The sequence below is a fragment of the Streptomyces sp. GESEQ-4 genome (assembly GCF_017948455.1).
GTDB lineage: Bacteria > Actinomycetota > Actinomycetes > Streptomycetales > Streptomycetaceae > Streptomyces.
Genome location: NZ_JAFFSU010000018.1, coordinates 49289 through 69340, shown reverse-complemented (window position 1 = coordinate 69340; position 20052 = coordinate 49289). Strand labels below are relative to the sequence as shown.

Sequence of the window (20052 nt, the reverse complement as noted above, 5' to 3'; positions counted from 1 at the left end):
GGGGTCAGACCTCCAGGAGGGTGTCGAAGGCGGGCGGCAGCCGCTTCCAGGCGTCGCGCCCGGCGGCGTACTCGGCGTCGGTGAGCAGGCAGGACTCCAGCAGCTCCTGAAGTCCGTCGCGGTCGAGGCCGGGGGACGTGAAGACCAGGTGCTGGCAGCAGTCGCCGTGCTCCGGATGCCAGTCCATCGCGGCGGCGGCGCGGCGCACCGGCGGCACCATCTCCCAGGCCGCGTCCGGCAGCGCGGCGAGCCAGGGGCCCGCGCTCTCCACGCACAGCGCGCCGCCCGCCGCGTCCCAGTGCAGCAGCGTGTCCGGCTTGTCGGCGAGCCAGAACCGGCCACGGCTGCGGGCCGCCGCGCAGGTCAGGTCCTCCAGCGCCGCATACAGCCGCTCCGGGTGGAAGGGCCGGCGGCGGTGCCAGACCAGCGTGGAGACGCCGTGCGCGTCCGCGTCGGCGGGCAGCAGCGCGCACGCGGGGTGCTGGGCGGCGGCGGCAGACTCGACATCGAAGCCGGCCAGGGCCGCCTGCGCGAGCGGCGTCAGTGGCCCGCGGCGCGGGGCGGGCACCGTCAGGCCGTCGTCGGCCGCGTCCGGCGCGAGATCGCCCTGAGCGCCCGCCAGGTCACCGTGGCCGACCGGGACCTGACGGGCCGTCGGGTGCAGCTGGGCGAGCAGCTCGCGGTCCTCGTCGTCGGCCTCCGGGGAGTCGACGAGGGCGAGGACGGGGGCGTACTCCAGCTGTCGCGCGAAGGTGTCGGCGACCGTGCGCTGGTCGGTGGCCGCCGCGGCGAGGCCGCCCTCCGCCAGGTCGTCGCCGTTGCCGAGATACGGCAGCAGGAGCGCCGGGTCGACCGCGGTGATCACGCCGGTGACGGTGAGCCCGCCGCCGGTGACCACCTCGGCCATGGCCTTGGGCTCGACGGAGTCCCACAGCTCGACGATCGCGAGCCGGACCGTTCCGGCGTCGCGCAGGCGCAGCAGTTCGGGCACCAGGTCTTCCCGCAGCGCGCAGCACGCGCAGTCGTTGACCAGCGGGGCCTCACCGGCGGACAGGATGCCGGTGGCGTCGCGCACGGTCCGCACGACCGTGCCGGCGACGGCTGTCGCCAGGTCGTGATGGAGTACGACGCTGCCGGGCACGTCGGTGAGCAACCGCTCCACGGTCTCCTTGCGGGCGTCGGCATGCAGCCCGCCGACGATGACGACGGAGAGCATCAGCCCTGCTTTCCGTACCGGCGCTCGAAGCGCTCGACGCGGCCTGCGGTGTCCAGGACGCGGGCGGTGCCGGTGTAGAAGGGGTGGCTGACGTTCGAGATCTCGACGTCGACGACCGGGTAGGTGTTGCCGTCCTCCCACTCGACGGTCTTCTCGCTGGTCATCGTGGAGCGAGTGAGGAAGGCGTAGTTCGCGGCACGGTCACGGAAGACGACGGGGCCGTACTCGGGGTGGATTTCCTTGCGCATGGGGTGGTTCAGCGCTCCTCTCGGAAGTCGACGTGACGGCCGACGACCGGGTCGTACTTGCGCAGGGTCATACGGTCCGGGTCGTTGCGGCGGTTCTTGCGGGTCACGTAGGTGTAGCCGGTCCCCGCCGTGGACCGGAGCTTGATGACCGGTCGGAGTTCGTTGCGTGCCATGCTGGTATCTTACTGAAAATGAATTCCATTTACACAACACCGTCGAGAGAGGTGCGTCACCCTTGTCCGCCCACTGCATGCTGACCGGGGCCCAGCCGGGCTTCGGCAACACGATCTCCCACTCGCACCGGCGGACCTCCCGCCGCTTCGACCCGAACATCCAGTCCAAGCGCTACTGGCTGCCCAGCGAGGGCCGTTACGTCCGGCTGAAGCTGAGCACGAAGGGCATCAAGACCATCGACACGATCGGCATCGAGGCGGCCGTGGCCCGGATCCGCGCCCGGGGAGTGAAGGTCTGATGGCGAAGAAGAGCAAGATCGCGAAGAACGAGAAGCGGCAGGTGATCGTCGCGCGGTACGCCGAGCGCCGGGCCGAGCTGAAGGAGATCATCCGCCGGCCGTCCTCGACGGAGGCCGAACGCCTCGCCGCCCAGGAGGAGTTGCGCCGGCAGCCGCGCGACGCCAGCGCCACCCGCGTACGCAACCGCGACAGCGTCGACGGGCGGCCCCGCGGCTACTTCCGCGCCTTCGGGCTGTCCCGGGTGAACCTGCGTGGACAGGCGCACGCGGGGTACCTGCCGGGGGTCCGGAAGTCCTCCTGGTAAGTCCCCTACTGGCAAGTACTGGTAGCTTGCTGCGAACCTTCCGGCCAGAGCTTGGGAGCCAGCAGTGACTTCGGTGACGAACGTGCGACTCGCGGTCGCCGGCGTGGTGAGCGCGCTGGTGCTGACCGCCTGCGGTGGCGGCTCGGACGACGACTCCGCGCCGAGCCCCAGCGCCTCCGCCTCCTCGACCGAGACGGCGGACACGGGCGGTGGCACCGGCGGGTCGGCGTCCGCGTCCGGCGATCTGGCGGGCAGCTGGCTCGCCACGACCGACGGCAAGGCCGTCGCGCTGGTCGTCACCGGTACGGAGGCCGGGCTCTTCGCGACCGGCGGGACCGTGTGCAGCGGGACCGCGGGCGAGGAGTCCGGCATGCGGATGATCCACCTCAAGTGCACCGACGGCAGCAAGGACCGGGCGACGGGGATGGTCGACTCGGTCGACGGGAAGACGCTCAAGGTGACGTGGGAGGACGGGCTCGGCGCGGAGACGTACATCAAGGCGGAGGGCGGGCAGCTGCCTTCGGGGCTGCCCACGGCGAGCCTGGGCTGATCACCGGCACCTCGGTGAGCGGGGGTCCGCAACCGCGGTCCACCCTCATGCGTGATGATCCATGCACGCGACCGCCCACGCCCCCGAGGAAGCCCATGCGCGCCACACCTCTCGCCGTCACCGCCCTCGCCGCGGCCCTGCTGCTGACCGCCTGCGACAGCGGCGGCAGCAGCAACAGCAGCGCCGAGGAGCGGGAAGTCACGCAGAGCACAAAACCCGGTGAGCCGTGCAAGATGCACAACGTCGCCATGCACCTGGGGCCCGCCAACAGCGCACCCGCCGTCGGAGACACCGGCAACCTCGCCGTCACGGTCATCAACCGCGACGCCGAGTGCACCGTGGACGGCCTGCCCGCCGCCAGCGTGGACACCGGAGACACCGTCGGCAAGGTCCCCGTGGACAAGGCCGCGAAGCCCCAGAAACTCACGCTCGCCAAGGACGCCGAGGTGTCCTTCACGCTCACCTATGTGCGGGGCGAGGAAGGCGGGGCGAAGAGCCTCGCCGCGAAGACGCTGAAGATCTACCTGCCCGGCGACACCAGCCCTCGCGATTTCCCTTGGGAGTACGGCGATGTCGCCCTCAAGAGCGGTGACGTGCCGGACGCCTCGCTCAGCGGGTTCCAGCAGACGGGCGACTGAGAGGCTCAGCGCAGCGGCTTCCGGCGGCCGACCTGCGCCCGGTCCGCCGCCTCAGCCCCTTCCGTCCAGCCCGCCGCGTCCGTGACCCCGCGCAGCCGGGTCGTGGTCGTCTCCGGGAACATGCGGTCCAGGCGGCCGGTGACGGCGAGTTCACGGGAGGCGAGGACCGGGAGCAGATCGCCGGTCACCTGGGTCTCGGCGGCGGCTGCGAGGCGGGTGCCGACACGGTGGGCGTAGGCCGCGAGGAAGGACTGCCGGAAGGTCTTGGTCCGCCTGCGTCCGCCCGCGCGCTGGGCGGCCTCCGCCTTCGTCATCGCGGTCTGCGCCTGCACCAGCAGTGAGGTGTAGAGGAGTTCGACGGCCTCCAGGTCGGGTTCGAAGCCGACCACGGTGGAGAAGCCGAGGGGTTCGTTCCACACGGCCCGGCAGTGGTTGGCGGTGGCGACCGCGTCCAGCAGCACCGCCTTGGCCTGCTCGTACGGCGGCTCGACCCCGATCCGGCAGGCGCCGGGCACGTCCCCGGTGGACGCCCGGCCCGCCAGCAGCGCCTCGTCGATGCTGTGCCGCGCCATCAGCTCCTGCGCCTTGGCGCTGAGCGCCTCCGCCTCCTCCGGGAAGCCGGTCGCCTCCGCCTTCGCCAGCAGGGCGCGGATGCGGGTGAGCATGCGGGACTCGGACTTGGGGTGCCTGCCGGCCGGCTCGTCCAGGGGCTCCAGCGCGGGCAGGCGCAGCAGCAGCCGGTACAGCTCCAGGACGGCTGTCGCGTGCGAGAAGCGGTCGGTGGCGGGCGGGGCTTCGGCGGTCAGTTCGTCGAGCTGCGCGGTCCAGCGGGGGCCGCGCGGTCGGTCGTACGACATCTGCGCGCGGATGAGGGCCGATACGAGGCGTACGTGTACGTCGTCCAGCTCGCGCCGCACGATCCGTACGACGTCGGCGGGCTGCCAGCCGCGTCGCCAGGCCGTCGCCACGAACTCCCGGCCGCGGCGGGCGAGTTCGGCGTCCGCGCTCGGGTCGGCGGCGAGGAGGGACGCGCCGGTGTCGAGGGCGGTGTCGGTGTCGCCGTACAGGGCGGCCTGGAAGGCGCGTTCGACGGTGCTGCTGCTCACCCGGCGATCGTGCCATGGGGCACGCGCGCGTGGACGCACACAGGGTGTCAACCCGGGGTTGACACCCTGAGGGGCGCAACCTACGGTTGACACATGTCGACGAACCCGACCACGTCATCCGTACGTCTCGACGAACTCATCGAGGCCATCAAGAAGGTCCACGACGAGCCCCTCGACCAGCTCCAGGACGCGGTGATCGCCGGTGATCACCTCGGGGAGGTGGCCGACCATCTGATCGGCCACTTCGTGGACCAGGCCCGGCGATCGGGCGCCTCCTGGACGGACATCGGCAGGAGCATGGGCGTCACCCGGCAGGCCGCGCAGAAGCGCTTCGTACCGAAGGAGTCGGCCGACTTCGACCCGCAGGCGGGCTTCGGCCGCTACACGGCGCGTGCCCGCAACGCGGTGATGGCCGCCCACAACGAGGCCGTCGCGGCCCGCAACCCCGAGGGCCGCCCCGCGCACCTGGTGCTCGGTCTGCTGGCCGACCCGGACGGTCTGGCCGCGAAGGCGATCACGGCGCACGGCATCCCGCTGGACTCCGTGCGCCAGGCCGCCACTGCCGCGCTGCCGCCCGCCGCGGACAAGGTCCCCGACCTCGTCCCCTACGGCTCCGACGCCAAGAAGGTCCTGGAGCTCACCTTCCGCGAGGCCCTGCGCCTCGGCCACAACTACATCGGCACCGAGCACATCCTGCTGGCCCTGCTGGAGTTTGAGAACGGCACGGGTGTCCTGTCCGGCCTCGGACTCACCAAGCAGGCGATGGAGGAGTACATCGTCGGGCTGCTCTCCCAGTTCCTGAAGAGTGGGGAGGAGACCACCAAGAAAGCCGCCGAGGAGTCCTCCGAGAAGGGCTCCTAGTCAGGCTCCTAGTCGGGAAAACGCGAGGCTGAGGGCGTTGTCAGACCCGGGTGCCACACTCGCAGCATGACCGATCGGTGGGCGCTCGCTCCGGCCGAGGACGGTGGCGCCGAGCTCGCCCCCCTCGGCCCGGACGGGCTGCCCGCCGGACCGGTCGTGCGGGAGCCGGACCTGGCCGCGGCGGTGCGCGGCCGGCCGGAGGTCACGCGCTGGGTCTGGCGTTCCACCGCCGAGGTCTATCCGCGTCTGCTCGCCACGGGGGTGCGAGTCGAGCGGTGCTACGACATCGAGGACGCCGAGACCCTCCTGCTCGGCCACGAGGGGCGGTCCGGCGAACCCCGCTCGGCGGCCGCCGCCCTGGCCCGGCTGCGCCGCGGCCCGGTACCGCCGGATCCGCCCCAGCGCTCGGCCGAACCCGCCGCCCAGTCACCCCTCTTCGAGCCCCAGTCCGCGCACGTACCGCTGGCCGATCTCATCGAGGTCTACGCCGAGCAGCAGCGCCGGCACGACCGGGCGGCGCATCCGGGGCGGATGCGGCTGCTGACGGCCGCCGAGTCGGCGGGGATGCTGGTCGCCGCCGAGATGAACCGGGCGGGTCTGCCCTGGAGCGCCGACGTCCACCGCCGGGTGCTGCACGAACTGCTCGGCGAGCGGTATGCGGGCGGCGGGGAGCCGCGGCGGCTGGCGGAGCTGGCGGACGAGGTGTCGGCCGCGTTCGGGCGCCGGGTGCGGCCCGATCTGCCGGCCGACGTGATCAAGGCCTTCGCGCAGGCCGGGATCAAGGTCAGATCGACCCGCCGCTGGGAGATCGAGTCCGTCGACCACCCGGCCGTGAAGCCACTGATCGAGTACAAGAAGCTGTACCGCATCTGGGTGGCGCACGGCTGGTCCTGGCTGCAGGACTGGGTCCGGGACGGCCGGTTCCGGCCCGAGTTCCTCGCGGGCGGGACCGTCACCGGCCGCTGGGTGACCAACGGCGGGGGCGCGTTGCAGATCCCCAAGATCATCCGGCGCGCGGTGGTCGCCGACCCCGGCTGGCGGCTGGTCGTCGCCGACGCCGACCAGATGGAGCCGCGCGTCCTCGCGGCCATCTCCCGCGACCCCGGGCTGATGGAGGTGGCGGGCAGGGAGACCGACCTGTACCAGTCCGTCTCCGACCGCGCCTTCTCCGGAGACCGCGCCCAGGCCAAGCTCGCCGTCCTCGGAGCGGTGTACGGGCAGACGTCCGGCGACGGCCTGAAGAACCTCGCCGCCCTCAGACGCCGCTTCCCCAAGGCGGTGGCGTACGTCGACGACGCGGCGCGGGAGGGCGAGGAGGGGCGGCTCGTACGGACCTGGCTCGGGCGTACGTGTCCGCCGGCGGCCGGAGCGAGCGACGCGGAGGAGGCGGGGATTCCGCAGGACGATCCGGCCGACGCACCGCCCGGCGACGACGCCTGGGTGCCGGGCTACGCCTCCACCAACGCCCGCGCCCGCGGCCGCTTCGCCCGCAACTTCGTCGTCCAGGGCAGCGCCGCCGACTGGACCCTGCTGCTCCTCGCCGCCCTCCGACAGGCCTGCGCGGGCATGGCCGCGGAACTGGTCTTCTTCCAGCACGACGAGGTGATCGTCCACTGTCCCGAGGAGGAGGCCGAAACGGTCGTGGCGGCGATCCGGGAGGCATCGGACCTCGCGGGCCGGCTGACGTTCGGTGAGACGCCGGTGCGGTTTCCGTTCACGACGGCGGTGGTGGAGTGTTATGCGGACGCGAAGTAATCAGCGCGGGGCGGTATCGCGCCGCGTCAGGGACGCGGGGCTGTGTCGATATGCGGCTCCGCCGCGTGGGCGCGACCAGCCACGACGAACCCGCAGACAACCGACGGCCAATTGGCTGGAGTCCGGGCAGCGGACGGCGGTGCGACTTTCGTCGGACGCGGGTGCGACGAAGGGATGCTGTGGGCAAGGTCGTCGACACCTACCTTTGCCGTGTGAATGTGACGACGATGGCCCGTGACGGCTGGAAACGACTGGTCGTGCCGGGGATGTGGTCCCGACGGCGGATCGTCGGCGAGACGGTCCTCGCCCTGGTGCTGGCCCTGTCGGCGACGATGGGCGTACTGGACGACGGCCCGGCGGCGACGGTCGCCGTGGCGCTGGGCGCCGCCGCGATGTCCCTGCTGCGGCGGGTGTTCCCGGCGAGCGTGCTCGTCCTCGCGGGCGCGCTCGCCGGTGTACTCGTCGGTTTCTGGGCCCTGTTGACGGTCGCGGGTTGGTCGGCGGGCCCGAGGATCAAGGCACCGCGGCGGGCGCTGGCGGCGTTCACGGTGTCGTACGTCCTCTATGCGGCGCTGACCGTCTCCCAGGGCGCATCCGTCCTCTCCGCGGTGCCGACGCTGCTGTTCAGCACGCTCACGTTCCTGGCGATGACCGTCGTGCCCGGCCTCGCCGCCCGCTACCGCACCCAACGCCGCACCCTCATGCACGCGTTGCACGAGCACAACGCCCAACTGCTGCGGGAACGCGAGATCATCGCCTCCCATGCCCGCCTGCGGGAGCGCCAGCGGATAGCCCAGGACATGCACGACAGCCTCGGCCACCAGCTGGCGCTGATCGCCGTGCACACCGGCGCGCTGGAGGTCGACCGGAAGCTGACGGACCGGCAGCGCGAGGCCGTCGGGGTGCTGCGCGACGCGTCCGTGGCGGCGATGCACGAGCTGCGTGAGGCCGTCGGCATCCTGCGCGACGGTACGCACACGCAGGAGCACGAGAGCGAGACGGCGCCCGCGGCCCGGGGTGTGGCGGGGATCGACGGCCTGGTGGAGGCGTCGCGGGGCGCGGGGGCGGACGTAGCGCTGCGGCGGGCGGGCGAGGAGCGGTCGCCGGCACCCGCCGCGGACCATGCGGCGTACCGGATCGTGCAGGAGGCGCTGACCAACGCGCTGAAGCACGCGCCGGGCGCCCCGATCGTCGTAGAGCTGCGGTACGAGCCGGACTCGCTGGTGGTCGAGGTCGCCAACGGGCCGGTGCCCGCGGCGGGGGATGGCGGGCGGCGGCTCGTGGTGAGCGGCGGGCAGGGGCTGACCGGGCTGCAGGAACGGGCCCGGCTGGTCGGCGGCATGGTGCATGCCGGGCCGGCGGCGGGCGGGGGGTTCCGGGTCGCGGGCGTGCTGCCGTACGGGAGCGCGGAGCGGGCGGGTTCGGTGGCGCAAGTGACGACGTTCGTCGAAGCGACGAACGACTTCCGGGGGCAGAGCGAGGGGGCGCGGCCCGGCGACGGTGGAGCGGTCATCGACTGGTCCGGCCCGCCGGAGAAGCAGAAGGAGCTCGACCTCGCCATGGGAAGCAAGAAGAAGGGCATCGCGATCGGGTGCGGCGCCGCACTCGTGATCATCGTCGGTCTCGGGGCGCTCGCCGTCTGGGGCATCGCCAAACTGTGGGACGAGAGCGACAAGGCCATGATCGAACCGTCCGTCTACAAGTCCGTGAAGGTCGGCGACACCGAGACCGCCGTACGAGGCAAGCTGCCGGACGGCGAGTCGTTCCTGACCGACGGCCTGCGCGACAAGGGGCCCGCGAGGCCGAAGGGCGCGGACTGCCTGGTCCTCCTGTCGACGGAGATACCGGACAACCTGGACGACGAGCCGCTCTTCCGGTTCTGCTTCAGGGACGGGAAGCTGATCGAGAAGCAGTCGTACACGGTCAAGTCGTAGGCGTACGGCGGCTCTTGGGGCGTGAGTAAGGTGGGGGCGTGGGGCGTCCTCACGTCCCGTCCCTACCGAATGCCTTGCGGGAGAGCTGTGATCAGGGTCCTCGTCGCGGATGACGAACCGCTCATCCGGGCGGGCATCAGGATGATCCTCACCTCCGCCGACGACATCGACGTCGTGGCGGAGGCCGGCAACGGCCGCGAGGCGGTCGACCTGGTCCGGGCCCACGCCGTCGACGTGGCCCTGCTCGACATCCAGATGCCGGTGCTGGACGGGCTGAGTGCCCTGGCCGAGCTACGGCGGGTCGCGCCGTCCGTACGCCCGCTGATCCTCACGACGTTCGGCGAACGCGAGAACGTCCTGCGCGCACTGAGCCACGGCGGCGCGGGATTCCTTCTGAAGGACTCGGCACCGGGCGAGCTGATCCAAGCGGTACGGGCTGCGGCGGCCGGGGACGCATACCTCTCCCCCGGCGCCACCCGCCACGTCGTCGACTCACTCGCCTCGGGCCCGGCGGCGGCACGCGCGGAGGAGGCACGGCGACGCCTGCAGTCGCTCAGCGAACGGGAGTTGGAGGTCCTCGCGCTCCTCGGCGAGGGACTCTCGAACGCCGACGCGGGTCAGCGGATCCATGTCAGCGAGGCGACAGTGAAGACGTACGTCAGCCGGATCCTGACGAAGCTGCAGTGCGAGAACCGGGTACAGGCGGCGCTGCTGGCGCGGGATGCGGGGTTGGGCCCACTTGATCGAACGACTTACTCATTGGACTAAGTCGTTATGATGCCTCCATGGCTCACGTTTCCGCGGCAGAGCGCCGCCCGCAGCTGATCAAGGCCGCCATCGACCTCATGACGAGGGAGGGCGTGGCTGCCGGAAGCACCCGCGCCATCGCGGCCGAGCTGGGCGTGGCCCAGGCAACGGTGCACTACACCTTCGGTACGAAGGAAGATCTGTACCGGGCCGTCATGGAGCAGCTCACCCATGATCTGGTCGCACAGGTCGAAGGGGCGGCGCAAGCGGACGCCGGCTTCGAGGAGACGGTCGCGGCATTCGCCGCCGCCCTGTGGCAGACCGTGCGCGAGCAGCCCGCCACGCACCAGCTGCTCACCGAACTGTCCATGTTCGCGCTCCGGACACCTCGGCTGCAGGAGACCCTTGAGGGCCACTCCCGCGAGGTGGCGGCGGTGACGACGAGGCTGGTGACCGAGGCGGCCGAGCGCAGCGGTCACCGGCTCGCCCAGCCGGCGGAGATCATCGCCCGGTTCTTCCTGGCCGGCTTCGACGGCCTCGCTGTGCAGCATCTCTCACTGCCCGACGAGGAGGCCGAGCTCACCTGTCTGCGGGCTCTGGTCTCCGCTGTCGTCGCGCTCGCCGGTGGCCGACTGGAGCTCATGACCTTGCCTACGAGCTGACGGCGGGGCGGAGTTTCGACGGGGCCTACGCGTGCCTTCCAGTGTGTGAGAGGCGTAGTGCCCGCCCTCCCGTGGCGTTCCTCGTGGACGTGCTGTCGCAGTAACAGAACTGGTCCCCCGGACGAAACACGTCGCCGTCACGCTGGCTCCATCGCGCATGGCCCCGGTCGACGGGGCGTATGCCAGTCCACGGCGCCGGACCCACGAACGGGTCCGAGGCCGACCGTGCCCGCGGACCTCTGTGTGTCCGCGGTGGGGGTGCAGGGGCGGTGACTGCACCTCGTAGGACTTCGGAGAACACCACTCCGACGTACGCAGGAGTACTTGCCGCGATGACTGACATGACTGACATGACGACGTACGGCCTCGCCGAACTCGACAAGGAAACCCGCATGGGCGGGGCCGGAACCGAGACCACGGCGCGGGAGATCCGCCGCATCGACCTCTCCGACTTCGAGGCCCGCAAGGCCGAGATCACCGAGGAGCTGTGGGCGGCGGCCACGGACATCGGGTTCTTCCAGCTGGTCAACCACGGCATCGATCAGGCCCTGGTGGACGAGGCGTTCACGAACGCCGAGGGGTTCTTCGCGCTGCCCGAGGCCCACAAGGCCCGGCACGGGCTGAAGAAGGGCCTCAACTCCGGCTGGGAGTCCATGACCCAGGTCAGGCCGTCCGTCGGGACACCGGACCAGAAGGAGTCGTACCAGGTCACCCGCCCGCACATGGAGGGGCTCTGGCCCGACGACGTCCTGCCCGAATTCCGGCCGCGCGCCCTCGGCTTCGAGGCTCGCTGCCGCGAGGTGGCGATGCGGGTCCTGTCCTGCTTCGCCGACAAGCTGGGCTTCGACAGCGACTTCTTCGCGCGCGCCCACGACCCGCGGAGCGAGCACTACCAGTCCACCCTGCGGATGCTGCACTACTTCGCGCTCCCCGAGGACGCCGAGTACGACCCGAACGTGTGGCGGGCCGGTGCGCACACCGACTTCGACTGCCTGACGCTGCTCTTCCAGCGGGACGGGCAGGGCGGGCTGCAGGTGTGCCCGGGCAAGGAGGCCGAGGCCCAGGAGTGGACTCCCGTGGTGCCCTCGGCCGACGCCATCACCTGCAACATCGGCGACATGCTGATGCGGTGGAGCGACGACCGGCTGCCGTCCAACTTCCACCGGGTCAAGTCCCCGGGCCCCGGCGACGACCGGGGCGCCCGCTACAGCATCGCCTTCTTCGCCCAGGCCGACCGTGACGTGGTGATCGAGGGTCCGGACGGCCGGTATCCGCCGATCACGGCGGAGCAGTACATCCAGCAGCGCATCGCTGCCAACTTCGCACGCTAGAGGGGTTGTTGTGATGATGTCAGCGAAGCAGCGGGCGCCGTTCGGGCGGCTCGCGGTGCTGGGGCTCCAACACGTTCTGGTGATGTACACGGGCTGTGTCACGGTGCCGCTCGTCTTCGGCGCGGCCGCCGGGCTCGATGCCGCGACCATCGCCCTGCTCATCAACGCCGACCTGCTGGTCGCGGGCGTCGTCACGATGATCCAGGGCGCGGGCGTCGGGCGGGTGCTCGGCGTCCGCATGCCCGTGATGGCCGGCGCCGCCTTCACCGCCGTGACGCCGATGATCCTGATCGCCGGTGAGTACGGGCTCCAGGCCGTATACGGTTCGATGCTCGCCGCCGGGATCTTCGGCCTGCTCGTCGCCTGGCCGTTCGCCAAGGCGGCGCGTTTCTTCCCGCCGCTGGTGAGCGGAGTGGTGATCACCGTGGTCGGCCTGGCGCTGATCGGTGTCGGCGTCAACCTTGTCATCGGCAACGACCCCGAGGCGGCGGACTACGCGGCGCCGTCGCGCCTCGCCCTCGCCGCCCTCGTCGTCGTCGTGATCCTGCTGGTGGCGAGGTTCGGCCGGGGCTTTCTTGCCCAGACCGGCGTCCTGCTCGGGCTGCTCGCCGGTACGGCGGTCGCGGTCCCGCTGGGTCTGGTGGACATGTCCGCCGCCCGGGGCGCCGACTGGATCGGGGTGAGCGCCCCGTTTCACTTCGGTGCGCCCGAATTCCCACCCGTCGCGGTCATCTCCATGTGCGTGGTGATGCTGGTCCTGTTCGCCGAGTCGACCGCGGACCTGATCGCGGTCGCCGAACTCACCGGGAAGGAACTGAAGACCGCGGACGTGGCGCGTGGACTCGCCGCCGACGGACTGTCCGGGGTGCTCGGCGGAGTGATGAACGCCTTCATCGACACGATCTTCGCCCAGAACGTGGGCCTGGTGTCGATGACCAAGGTACGCAGCCGCCACGTGGCCACCATCGCGGGCGCCATCCTGGTCGTCCTGGGCCTGGTTCCCAAGCTGGGAGCGGTGGTGGCCGGGCTGCCCGGACCGGTCGTGGGCGCGGCAGGACTGGTCATGTTCGCCACGGTCGCCGCCGTCGGTATCAGCACACTGCGGAAGGTCGAGTTCGAGGGCACCCACAACCTGCTGATCGTCGCCGTGGCGATCGGCGTGGGCATGGCACCCGACGTGGCCCCGGACCTCTACTCCCGTTTCCCGGACGGTGTGCGCATCGTGCTGGGCTCACCGGTGACGAGCGCGACCTTGATCGCGTTCGGGCTGAACCTGGCCTTCAACCGGACCCGCCCGGCACGCACGGCGGATGACGGGGCTGGGGCAGGGGAAGGGGCAAGGGCTGGGAAGCAGACTGGGCCGGCGGCCACCACCCCGGCGGAATACGTTCAATAGCGCGGGTCCCAAGGCGATCGCGCAGTGCGGAAGGTCGCCCGGGCGAACGAGGCTGTCGCCCGGGCCCAGGCCTTCGAGCGGTGCGGTGCCCGGCAAGCACCGACAGAGCGCTCAGGTCGCTGTCGATACGTTCAGCAGTCCCTGGACCACCGACACGAAGACCGACTTCGCCCGGTCGATATCGTCCGGCGACTCATGGCGACGCAAGCAGTCGACGAGATGCCGAGCCGCGGTGGCGGCCTCGGGCGGACCTTCCAGGACCACCGCGCCCAGCGCCCGCTGGAGAAGGGCCTCGTCGTCGGAGCCGCCCCTCCCCGTGCGCTCGGTCAGGACTCTCGCTTCCGCGGCCCCGAGGAACTCCACGTAGATCTGGCGCCGTTGGGCGAGCGAGCGCTGCACCTGCTCGGACTGGATCGTGAGCCGGACGGACTCGAGCAGCGCGTCGGCCTGCCGGTCACCCGCGTGACGCGCCGCCTCGGCCTGCCTGAGCCCCGAACTACGGGCGTACCAACCCGTGACGATGCTGCCGGCGATTGCCGATCCCGCGGCGATCAGCGCGACTCCCCATTCACTCATCTCGCCATCCTCTCGGTCCTCAGGGACAGCAATCAACGCGCGGTACGATCGGATCATGTCGCCGGAGGACACCGAGGAAACCCCCTCTACCTGCGAAAACAGCACATCCCGCCCGCCGCTCGACGCTAAAATGGACAATTATGGCGACGGGCGACGGGCGACGGGCGACGGGCGACGGGCGACGGGCTGTGCTTCTTGCCGCTCGGTCCGCGGTGGCCCTGTATCGCCTGCTCGACGTGGCCCCGGTCTTCGCCGGTGACGACCGGATCACTCGCCTTTTCACGCTGATTCCGGGCTCCGACTTCGGGGTCGACGTCCTGTCCGCCATCGACACGATCGGCGGTCGTACGCTGCCGTGGAGCGAAGCATGCGACCGCTCGTTCGACCTGGTGCTCACGGCGAGCCCCAAGGGCGACCTGAGTCTGCTGCAGGGCCGACATGTACTGCTGCCGCACGGCGCCGGCTTCAACAAGTCGATCCCGGACGAGGGTTCGGCCGATTCGGCGTCCGGCCTCGACCCGGCGTACCTGCTGCGCGTGGACACCGCCACGCCGACAGCGCTGCACGCGCTGGCGCACCCCGACCAGCTCGCCCGCCTGTCCTCCGTGGCTCCGCAGGCCGCCCGAAAGGCGAAGGTGATCGGGGATCCCACGCTGGACCGAATCCTCGCCTCACTCCCTCTCCGGGACCGCTACCGTGCCGCCCTGGGCACCGGCCACCGCAAGCTTCTCGCACTCGTCTCGACCTGGGGGCAGGAGTCCCTCCTGCGGCGACGCCCGGATCTGCCGGCCCGGCTCGCCACCCAACTGCCTTATGACGAGTACCAGTTGGCGCTCATCGTCCATCCCAACGAGCGGAGCCGGCTGGGCCGCTACGAGTTGGCCGAGCTGCTCGCCCCGGCGCTCGACGCGGGGATGATTCTCACGGACGCGCACGAGGAGTGGGCCTCCGTCCTGATCGCCGCCGACGCCCTGGTCACCGACCACGGTTCCACCGCTCTCTACTACGCCGCCGCCCAGGAGCGGCCCATCGTCGGCGTCGGACGGGGCGGCTCGGAACTGATCCCGGACAGCCCGATGGACGTACTCCTGCGCCAGATACCGGAGCTGGGTTCCGCCGACGCCGACGCTCTGACGGAAGCGCTGGAGGCGTACCGGCCGGGTACCGGTCGCGCCGCCGCCCAGGCATCGTTCGCGCACCAGGGCGCGGCCCTGAGCCGACTGCGCACCGAACTGTACGCTCTCCTCGGGCTGTCCCCTCCGCCCTTCGACGCCCCCGCCCGGCTCCTGCCTCCGCCCGCTCCGGCCACCCGCGCACCCGCGGCGTTCGACGTCGACGCCGAGATCACCCCCGAAGGGATCCGTATCGCGCGTCGCCCCTTCGGCACCGGGACACCCGGACACCACCTGGCCGCGGAGCACGGCGCCGTGAGCGAGGCGCTCACCCGTTCCGCGGGCGTGCTCTACCAGCGCCCCCTCCCGCCCTCCGCGTCCCCCGCTCCGACCGACCTGCCGTGGTCGTCGGGCGGCTGGACCCGGCACACCCTGTCCGAGTACCCGGGCTGCCATGTGGCCGCGATCGTGCGGCCGTCCGGCCCGTGCCTGCTCGACGTCCGCGGCGATCCGCAGTCGTACGCCCTCCAGGTCGAGCCGCATCGCGAAGGCGGCCGGATCGCACATCTCGACCCGGCCGTCGCGGTATCGGCCGTGCACGCCTGGCTGATCGCACATCGAGCGAGGCCCGCCGCGCCAACCGGGCTGACCTGCCTGATCGGTGACCGCTCCTTCGCCGTACGACTCCGCCCCGCGACGGACGAGGAGACCGGGCAGCCGCTATAGGTCCGCTCAGGCCAGACCGTTGCGCCGCCGGATGTCGTGGGCGGCCGCACGGTGTTCCGCGGCTCGATCGCCCCGCCCCGCCGCCTCCTCCAGCCGGCCCAAGGCGTCATGGACCCGCGCCTGATCGAAGTCGGAACGCCGCTTGCGCGCCCCCTCCAACGACTCCTCGTACAGCCGTCGTGCCTCGTCCGTGTGCCCGAGGCGGGTCAGAACTCCGGCGAGTGCGAAGCCCGTACGCCGGCTCATCCGCTCGCGCCGCTGCGTCACCGCCTCCGCGTGCGCTTCCGCCAGAAGCCGGTGCGCCGTCTCCAACTCGCCTAGTTTCAGCTGGGCTTCCCCCATGCGGTAGGTCTGCAACATGGCACCGTAGGGATTGGGGATCGCGAGGTGTACGTCGCGGGACCGGGCGAAGTCCGACACGGCGGCGGCCCACTCTCCTCGCGCGCCGTTCAGCATGCCCCGGAACTCCAGCACCGAGGCCCGCAGCTTGCGGTCCCGTACGTCGTCGCCCAGCAGCGCGAGGGCGGCCTCGGCGGAGGCGAGTTCACGGTCCGCGTCGCCGAGCTCCCCCGACTCCCAGAGAGGGCGCGCCAGTTGACAACGGGTGCGCACCAGCCACGCCGCGTTCTGCCCGTGCCGGACCGCGGCGGCCACCGCGAGCCGGAAGACCTGCACGACATCGGCCCGATGGGGATGATCCAGCGCATACGTCCACACGGGCTCGGACAGCGCCACGACCTCCGCGTCCAGCCCGTGGTCGTAGGCCGCACGGGCACAGGCGAACAACGCGTGCCGTTCCTCGTGGAGCCAGCGGGCGGCGCGTACGGCGCGCGCGGCCCGGTCCGCGTCATCCGCGGCCTCCTCCGGATCGGCCAGAGCGACGTCAGGCGCGCCGAGCACCGGGGCGAGTACGTCCGCTACGACGAGCCGCCGACCGGCAGCGAACCGGTCCGCGCGCTGGGCCTGACGGACGTACCAGCGCAGCACCCTCGTCCGCGCTGCGGACACCTCTCCTTCCTCGGCATCGCTACGGGACCGACGTAGAGCGTGCGCGCGCAGCGGCCCGGGCAGCCGCAGCCGACCGTGCCCGTCCCCCGCTTCCCCTGACTCTCCCGGCATCACACGCAGGTCCAGCAGCCCCGCCCTGTCGAGCTCTTCGAGGGCGGCCTCGCAGGCCTCCTGCCCCGACCCGAGCAACGCGGTGGCGGACTCCACGGTGAACGTCGCCCCGGGATGATGCGCCAGCAGCCGGTAGAGCAGCGCCGCCGGGCCGGACAGGCGACCGTAGGCGGTGTCCCAGACCCTCTCGACGCCGGACACCCCCTTGTCGGTCAACTCGCCTTGCAGCTCCGGGATCAGACGGGACAGCGGCCGCAGTCGATGGGCGCGCACCCACCGCCCCGCGACATGCAGCGCCGCGGGCAGACCGTCACACAGCCGGACCAACGCCCGTACGGCTTCCGGATCTTCGGCGAGCCGGTGGTCCCTGACGATCAGCCCGAGCAGTTCCGCCGCGGCCCGTTCCGCCAGCGGAGGCAGCGGGAAGTCGACGGCGGTGCCGTCCTCCAGGTCGTGGAGCGGACCGTGGCTCGCGACGATCACCAGGCTCCCGCCCGACGCCGGAAGGAGCGGGACGACCTCCGAGGCGTATCTCGCGTTGTCCAGGATGAGAACCAGCCTGGCCTGAGAGGTCTTGTTCCAGTACTGCCTGCACCGCGCCTTGAACTGCGCCTCCAGCAAAGCCGGCTCCACATCGAGGGAGCCCAGAAGCTGCGCCAGCACGTCACCCGGGTCCAGTACGCCGTCCAGCCGGAAGTCGTCGAGGTCCACCGACAGCACCCCGTCGGGGAAACGATCGAGCGAGGTCCTGGCGATCAGCCGGGCCAGTTCCGTCTTCCCCAGCCCCGCCGGCCCTCTCAGCGACAGCACCAACGGCCGCGAATGCCCCCGCCATTCCTCCACCGCACGAACCGCCCGCTGTCTCTCGTCCTCACGATCGACGAAGTGCACGGGTTCCGGCGGAAGTTCAATCCTCATACGACCCCTCTCAGGCACCGTCCAACAGCCCACTCTAGAGCGGTCGTTCATGACATCCGCGACCGTGGGGACCCGACAGGCGAAGCTGGCCGCTCCCTCGGATCGTGAGGTCGTTCGTCACGAAACGATCAAGGTCATCGGTGAATCCGACGCCGCTGACACGACGCTGCCCGGACGACCCGGACGACATCCCGGCTCGCGGCCGTGGCCCGTGGGGCCGCGACCGCGGCCATCGGTCACCGGTCACTCGCCGTGGTAAAGGCGGGTCAGGTCGATCAGCTGAATGGTGGGGTCGTTCTTGGCGAGGTGGTGCAGTTCGTCGGTGAAGCCCGCGCCGCTGAACTCATCGAAGACGCCGAAACCAAACACGGACCGGGACGGCGCCGTGAACCAGCGCCTGAGCATGGGTGACCTGCGCGCTGCGGAGTGGTCCGGGCCGTTCAGACACCCACCTGCCCGGGACCCCGAGCGCGGCTTCCGACGCTGACCAACACCTTCCCGAAGATGCAGCCGAGCCCCCATCCTCGGCCTTGTGCTGTGAGGGCTCGGCGTCCTTCGATCATCCGGTCCGCCGTGGTACGGCAAGGTGCGGGAAGTAGCCCTCCTCGGCCGGGCCAGGCCCTGGCCCGGCCACGCTGCCGCTCATCGCTGAGCCGGTGATACCGGCGCCAGGCACGCTCGTCACCGGCGAGGGCCGCATCGTCGAGCCCTCCGATGAAAAGCTCCATGTCTCGGTAGCCGGCACGGGAACCCGAAGCCGGCACACGCAGCCATCGCTCGGGATCGTCCACCTCCTCGACCTCGGGCCCGGCGTCGTCCAGGCCCTCGGTGAACGTCGGCCGGCAGTCTCCGGTGGACAGATCGAGCCGACCACCGGACTCAGCCGGATCGCCCTCCAGCAGCATGGCGAGCATCTCCAGATCGCCTGCCGGCGGGCGCAGGACCGCACCAGGTCAGGCAGTGTTCAAGAACTCCCGGGCCGCCCATCGTCCAAAACCTCAAACCTCTGACCGACGCATTCCGATACACAGGTCAAGAAGTCGATCCAGCACCGGACCCCCAGCACGAGAACGAAGAAACCCCAGGTCAAAGGCGCGACCTGGGGTTCAAAGAGAGCCGCCTTCGGGATTCGAACCCGAGACCTACGCATTACGAGGGCCTGCAAGATCGTGACGGTCGCTGACCCGTGATCACGCTCGATCCGCCTTTCCCTGGTCAGAGACTTGCAGAGCTCGATGGCATGACGCTTGATCCAATAGGTGCTGAACCGTCCGCTCACGCATCGCTCACGCATTCCGCGTGCCTGGCCGGGACTCCGGAGGCGACTTCCGCGGCAGCGGCCCACTCACCATGGGCGGCTGACCGCAGACTCGGTTGGGGACAAGAAGCAGATCGAGAACCAGGTCGAGCGCTGCCGCCCCGGGACCGCCGACCGCCTGATTATGAGGGCCGAGGCTCAGTCGTCGTAGCACTCAGTGACGACGAACCGCGTCCCCTCAAGCACCCCTCCGACACGCACCTCGGCCCACTTGGCAAGCAGGTCCGGCTGACCTTCGACCCGGTTCAACAGATCGGCAAGCACAGCCTGTCACCCTTCCCGCAGAGCTGATCCGCCTCGCACGCAGTAGAGGCGCCTGGCACGGTCAACACGACCACGCAGGGGGCCTTTCGCGTGTCCTGGCTCGCCTGTCACCCGCAGGCAGCAATCCGTCCGAGAACTCCTGACAAACTCCCGCAACGCCAGCACACTGCTCCACATGCCATCACACCAACGGGAGCGCGCATGGCCAGCAACCCCTACTTCAACCAGCCCTTAACGCCGGCCCGGCCGCGCATGTTCAACTCCACCCTCGCCAAGGTCGTTTGGACGCTCGTGCCGATCATCACGCTCGGCCTGGCCGCCGCCGTCCCGTTCGTCGTCGCCGCGGTCAAGGGAGTGGTCAAGCCGTGGCTGGCGGTCGGCTACGTGGTCGGCGAGATCGTGATCATCGGCGTGGCGATGGCGATCTCTCCGTCGCCCGACGACAGCAACCCGTTCGCGGGGTTCCTGCTGGTGCTGTTGATCATCACGGCGGCGACGCACACGGCGCTCCTCGACAACGAGAAGATCGCCATCGGGAAATAGGACGGGACGAAATCGCCCGCCTACCGATGCCGAGCAGGCGGGCAAGTCGCCTGAATGAGGCGCCCATTTCGCCCCAAGTGCCGTACGAGTGCCAGCACCGCCAGGAACCCGCAGGTCGCAGCCCGCGAACCGCATCCCTTATGCGGTTGAGATCATCACATCGCGGCCGATTTACCTGCGGATCACAACTCGGATATATCCCCTCCATGCGACGTGCAGCCGGTACACATGGCGCAGTCTCCAACACGCACGCCC

21 protein-coding genes are annotated in these 20052 nt (G+C 70.8%); 13 read left to right on the top strand and 8 right to left on the bottom strand.

Annotated elements, in window-relative coordinates:
• Nucleotides 1-4 precede the first annotated feature (4 nt).
• From KCH48_RS29500 to rpmG, 3 genes are read right to left on the bottom strand one after another with little or no spacing between them, the layout of a single operon-like run.
• On the bottom strand, nucleotides 5-1216 hold the full coding sequence (locus KCH48_RS29500) for a GTP-binding protein (protein WP_210577946.1): 1212 nt from the start codon (nucleotides 1214-1216) through the stop codon (nucleotides 5-7).
• Nucleotides 1216-1464 carry a type B 50S ribosomal protein L31 gene (locus tag KCH48_RS29495; protein WP_210577945.1) on the bottom strand — a complete coding sequence of 83 codons (249 nt, stop codon included), beginning with the start codon at nucleotides 1462-1464 and terminating at the stop codon, nucleotides 1216-1218. Before KCH48_RS29495 ends, KCH48_RS29500 begins: the two co-directional genes overlap by 1 nt.
• Nucleotides 1465-1472: 8 nt before the next feature.
• Entirely contained in the window at nucleotides 1473-1637 is a 165-nt protein-coding gene (gene rpmG / locus KCH48_RS29490) for a 50S ribosomal protein L33 (protein ID WP_003999141.1), read from the bottom strand.
• 62 nt (nucleotides 1638-1699) lie between these two features.
• On the opposite strand from rpmG, the gene rpmB reads away from it, so the two are divergent.
• The 4 genes from rpmB to KCH48_RS29470 all read left to right on the top strand — a co-directional run bounded on the left by rpmB (nucleotide 1700) and on the right by KCH48_RS29470 (nucleotide 3429).
• A complete protein-coding gene (rpmB, locus tag KCH48_RS29485; protein WP_210577944.1) occupies nucleotides 1700-1936 on the top strand; it encodes a 50S ribosomal protein L28 in 237 nt (78 codons plus the stop codon).
• The gene (gene rpsN / locus KCH48_RS29480; protein ID WP_210577943.1) at nucleotides 1936-2241 is read left to right on the top strand and encodes a 30S ribosomal protein S14; all 306 of its coding nucleotides are present in this window, start codon (nucleotides 1936-1938) and stop codon (nucleotides 2239-2241) included. Before rpmB ends, rpsN begins: the two co-directional genes overlap by 1 nt.
• Before the next feature lie 73 nt (nucleotides 2242-2314).
• The gene (locus tag KCH48_RS29475; protein WP_210577942.1) at nucleotides 2315-2791 is read left to right on the top strand and encodes a hypothetical protein; all 477 of its coding nucleotides are present in this window, start codon (nucleotides 2315-2317) and stop codon (nucleotides 2789-2791) included.
• Nucleotides 2792-2886: 95 nt separating this feature from the next.
• Entirely contained in the window at nucleotides 2887-3429 is a 543-nt protein-coding gene (locus KCH48_RS29470; RefSeq protein ID WP_210577941.1) for a DUF4232 domain-containing protein, read from the top strand.
• A gap of 5 nt (nucleotides 3430-3434) precedes the next feature.
• Here KCH48_RS29470 and KCH48_RS29465 read toward each other — a convergent pair whose 3' ends face one another.
• Complete coding sequence (locus tag KCH48_RS29465) at nucleotides 3435-4535, bottom strand: DUF2786 domain-containing protein (RefSeq protein WP_307840979.1); 1101 nt, start codon at nucleotides 4533-4535, stop codon at nucleotides 3435-3437.
• 93 nt (nucleotides 4536-4628) lie between these two features.
• Here KCH48_RS29465 and KCH48_RS29460 point away from each other — a divergent pair, with 93 nt between their 5' ends.
• The 7 genes from KCH48_RS29460 (at nucleotide 4629) to KCH48_RS29430 (ending at nucleotide 13221) form a co-directional block, all read left to right on the top strand.
• Complete coding sequence (locus tag KCH48_RS29460) at nucleotides 4629-5396, top strand: Clp protease N-terminal domain-containing protein (RefSeq protein ID WP_210577939.1); 768 nt, start codon at nucleotides 4629-4631, stop codon at nucleotides 5394-5396.
• 66 nt (nucleotides 5397-5462) lie between these two features.
• A complete protein-coding gene (locus KCH48_RS29455) occupies nucleotides 5463-7151 on the top strand; it encodes a bifunctional 3'-5' exonuclease/DNA polymerase (protein WP_210577938.1) in 1689 nt (562 codons plus the stop codon).
• A 227-nt stretch (nucleotides 7152-7378) separates the two neighbouring features.
• A complete protein-coding gene (locus KCH48_RS29450) occupies nucleotides 7379-9085 on the top strand; it encodes a sensor histidine kinase (RefSeq protein WP_374104725.1) in 1707 nt (568 codons plus the stop codon).
• 87 nt (nucleotides 9086-9172) lie between these two features.
• Complete coding sequence (locus KCH48_RS29445; RefSeq protein ID WP_210577937.1) at nucleotides 9173-9853, top strand: response regulator transcription factor; 681 nt, start codon at nucleotides 9173-9175, stop codon at nucleotides 9851-9853.
• A gap of 17 nt (nucleotides 9854-9870) precedes the next feature.
• Nucleotides 9871-10494 carry a TetR/AcrR family transcriptional regulator gene (locus KCH48_RS29440; RefSeq protein ID WP_210577936.1) on the top strand — a complete coding sequence of 208 codons (624 nt, stop codon included), beginning with the start codon at nucleotides 9871-9873 and terminating at the stop codon, nucleotides 10492-10494.
• 332 nt (nucleotides 10495-10826) lie between these two features.
• The gene (locus tag KCH48_RS29435) at nucleotides 10827-11825 is read left to right on the top strand and encodes an isopenicillin N synthase family oxygenase (RefSeq protein ID WP_246886068.1); all 999 of its coding nucleotides are present in this window, start codon (nucleotides 10827-10829) and stop codon (nucleotides 11823-11825) included.
• Between the two features lie 13 nt (nucleotides 11826-11838).
• A complete protein-coding gene (locus KCH48_RS29430; RefSeq protein WP_246886067.1) occupies nucleotides 11839-13221 on the top strand; it encodes a nucleobase:cation symporter-2 family protein in 1383 nt (460 codons plus the stop codon).
• A gap of 111 nt (nucleotides 13222-13332) precedes the next feature.
• Here the strand turns inward: KCH48_RS29430 and KCH48_RS29425 are convergent, their stop codons facing one another.
• The gene (locus KCH48_RS29425; protein ID WP_210577935.1) at nucleotides 13333-13797 is read right to left on the bottom strand and encodes a hypothetical protein; all 465 of its coding nucleotides are present in this window, start codon (nucleotides 13795-13797) and stop codon (nucleotides 13333-13335) included.
• 140 nt (nucleotides 13798-13937) lie between these two features.
• On the opposite strand from KCH48_RS29425, the gene KCH48_RS29420 reads away from it, so the two are divergent.
• The gene (locus KCH48_RS29420) at nucleotides 13938-15635 is read left to right on the top strand and encodes a translation initiation factor 2 (protein WP_246886066.1); all 1698 of its coding nucleotides are present in this window, start codon (nucleotides 13938-13940) and stop codon (nucleotides 15633-15635) included.
• A 6-nt stretch (nucleotides 15636-15641) separates the two neighbouring features.
• On the opposite strand, the gene KCH48_RS29415 is transcribed toward KCH48_RS29420, so the two are convergent.
• From KCH48_RS29415 to KCH48_RS29405, 3 genes are all read right to left on the bottom strand, one after another.
• Nucleotides 15642-17672 (bottom strand): ATP-binding protein, encoded by a 2031-nt coding sequence (locus tag KCH48_RS29415; protein ID WP_210577934.1) that lies wholly within the window; start codon nucleotides 17670-17672, stop codon nucleotides 15642-15644.
• Between the two features lie 243 nt (nucleotides 17673-17915).
• Entirely contained in the window at nucleotides 17916-18077 is a 162-nt protein-coding gene (locus KCH48_RS29410; protein WP_210577933.1) for a hypothetical protein, read from the bottom strand.
• Between the two features lie 35 nt (nucleotides 18078-18112).
• A complete protein-coding gene (locus KCH48_RS29405; protein WP_246886065.1) occupies nucleotides 18113-18586 on the bottom strand; it encodes a hypothetical protein in 474 nt (157 codons plus the stop codon).
• Nucleotides 18587-19455: 869 nt separating this feature from the next.
• On the opposite strand from KCH48_RS29405, the gene KCH48_RS29400 reads away from it, so the two are divergent.
• The gene (locus KCH48_RS29400; protein ID WP_210577932.1) at nucleotides 19456-19797 is read left to right on the top strand and encodes a hypothetical protein; all 342 of its coding nucleotides are present in this window, start codon (nucleotides 19456-19458) and stop codon (nucleotides 19795-19797) included.
• Nucleotides 19798-20052: the final 255 nt, after the last annotated feature.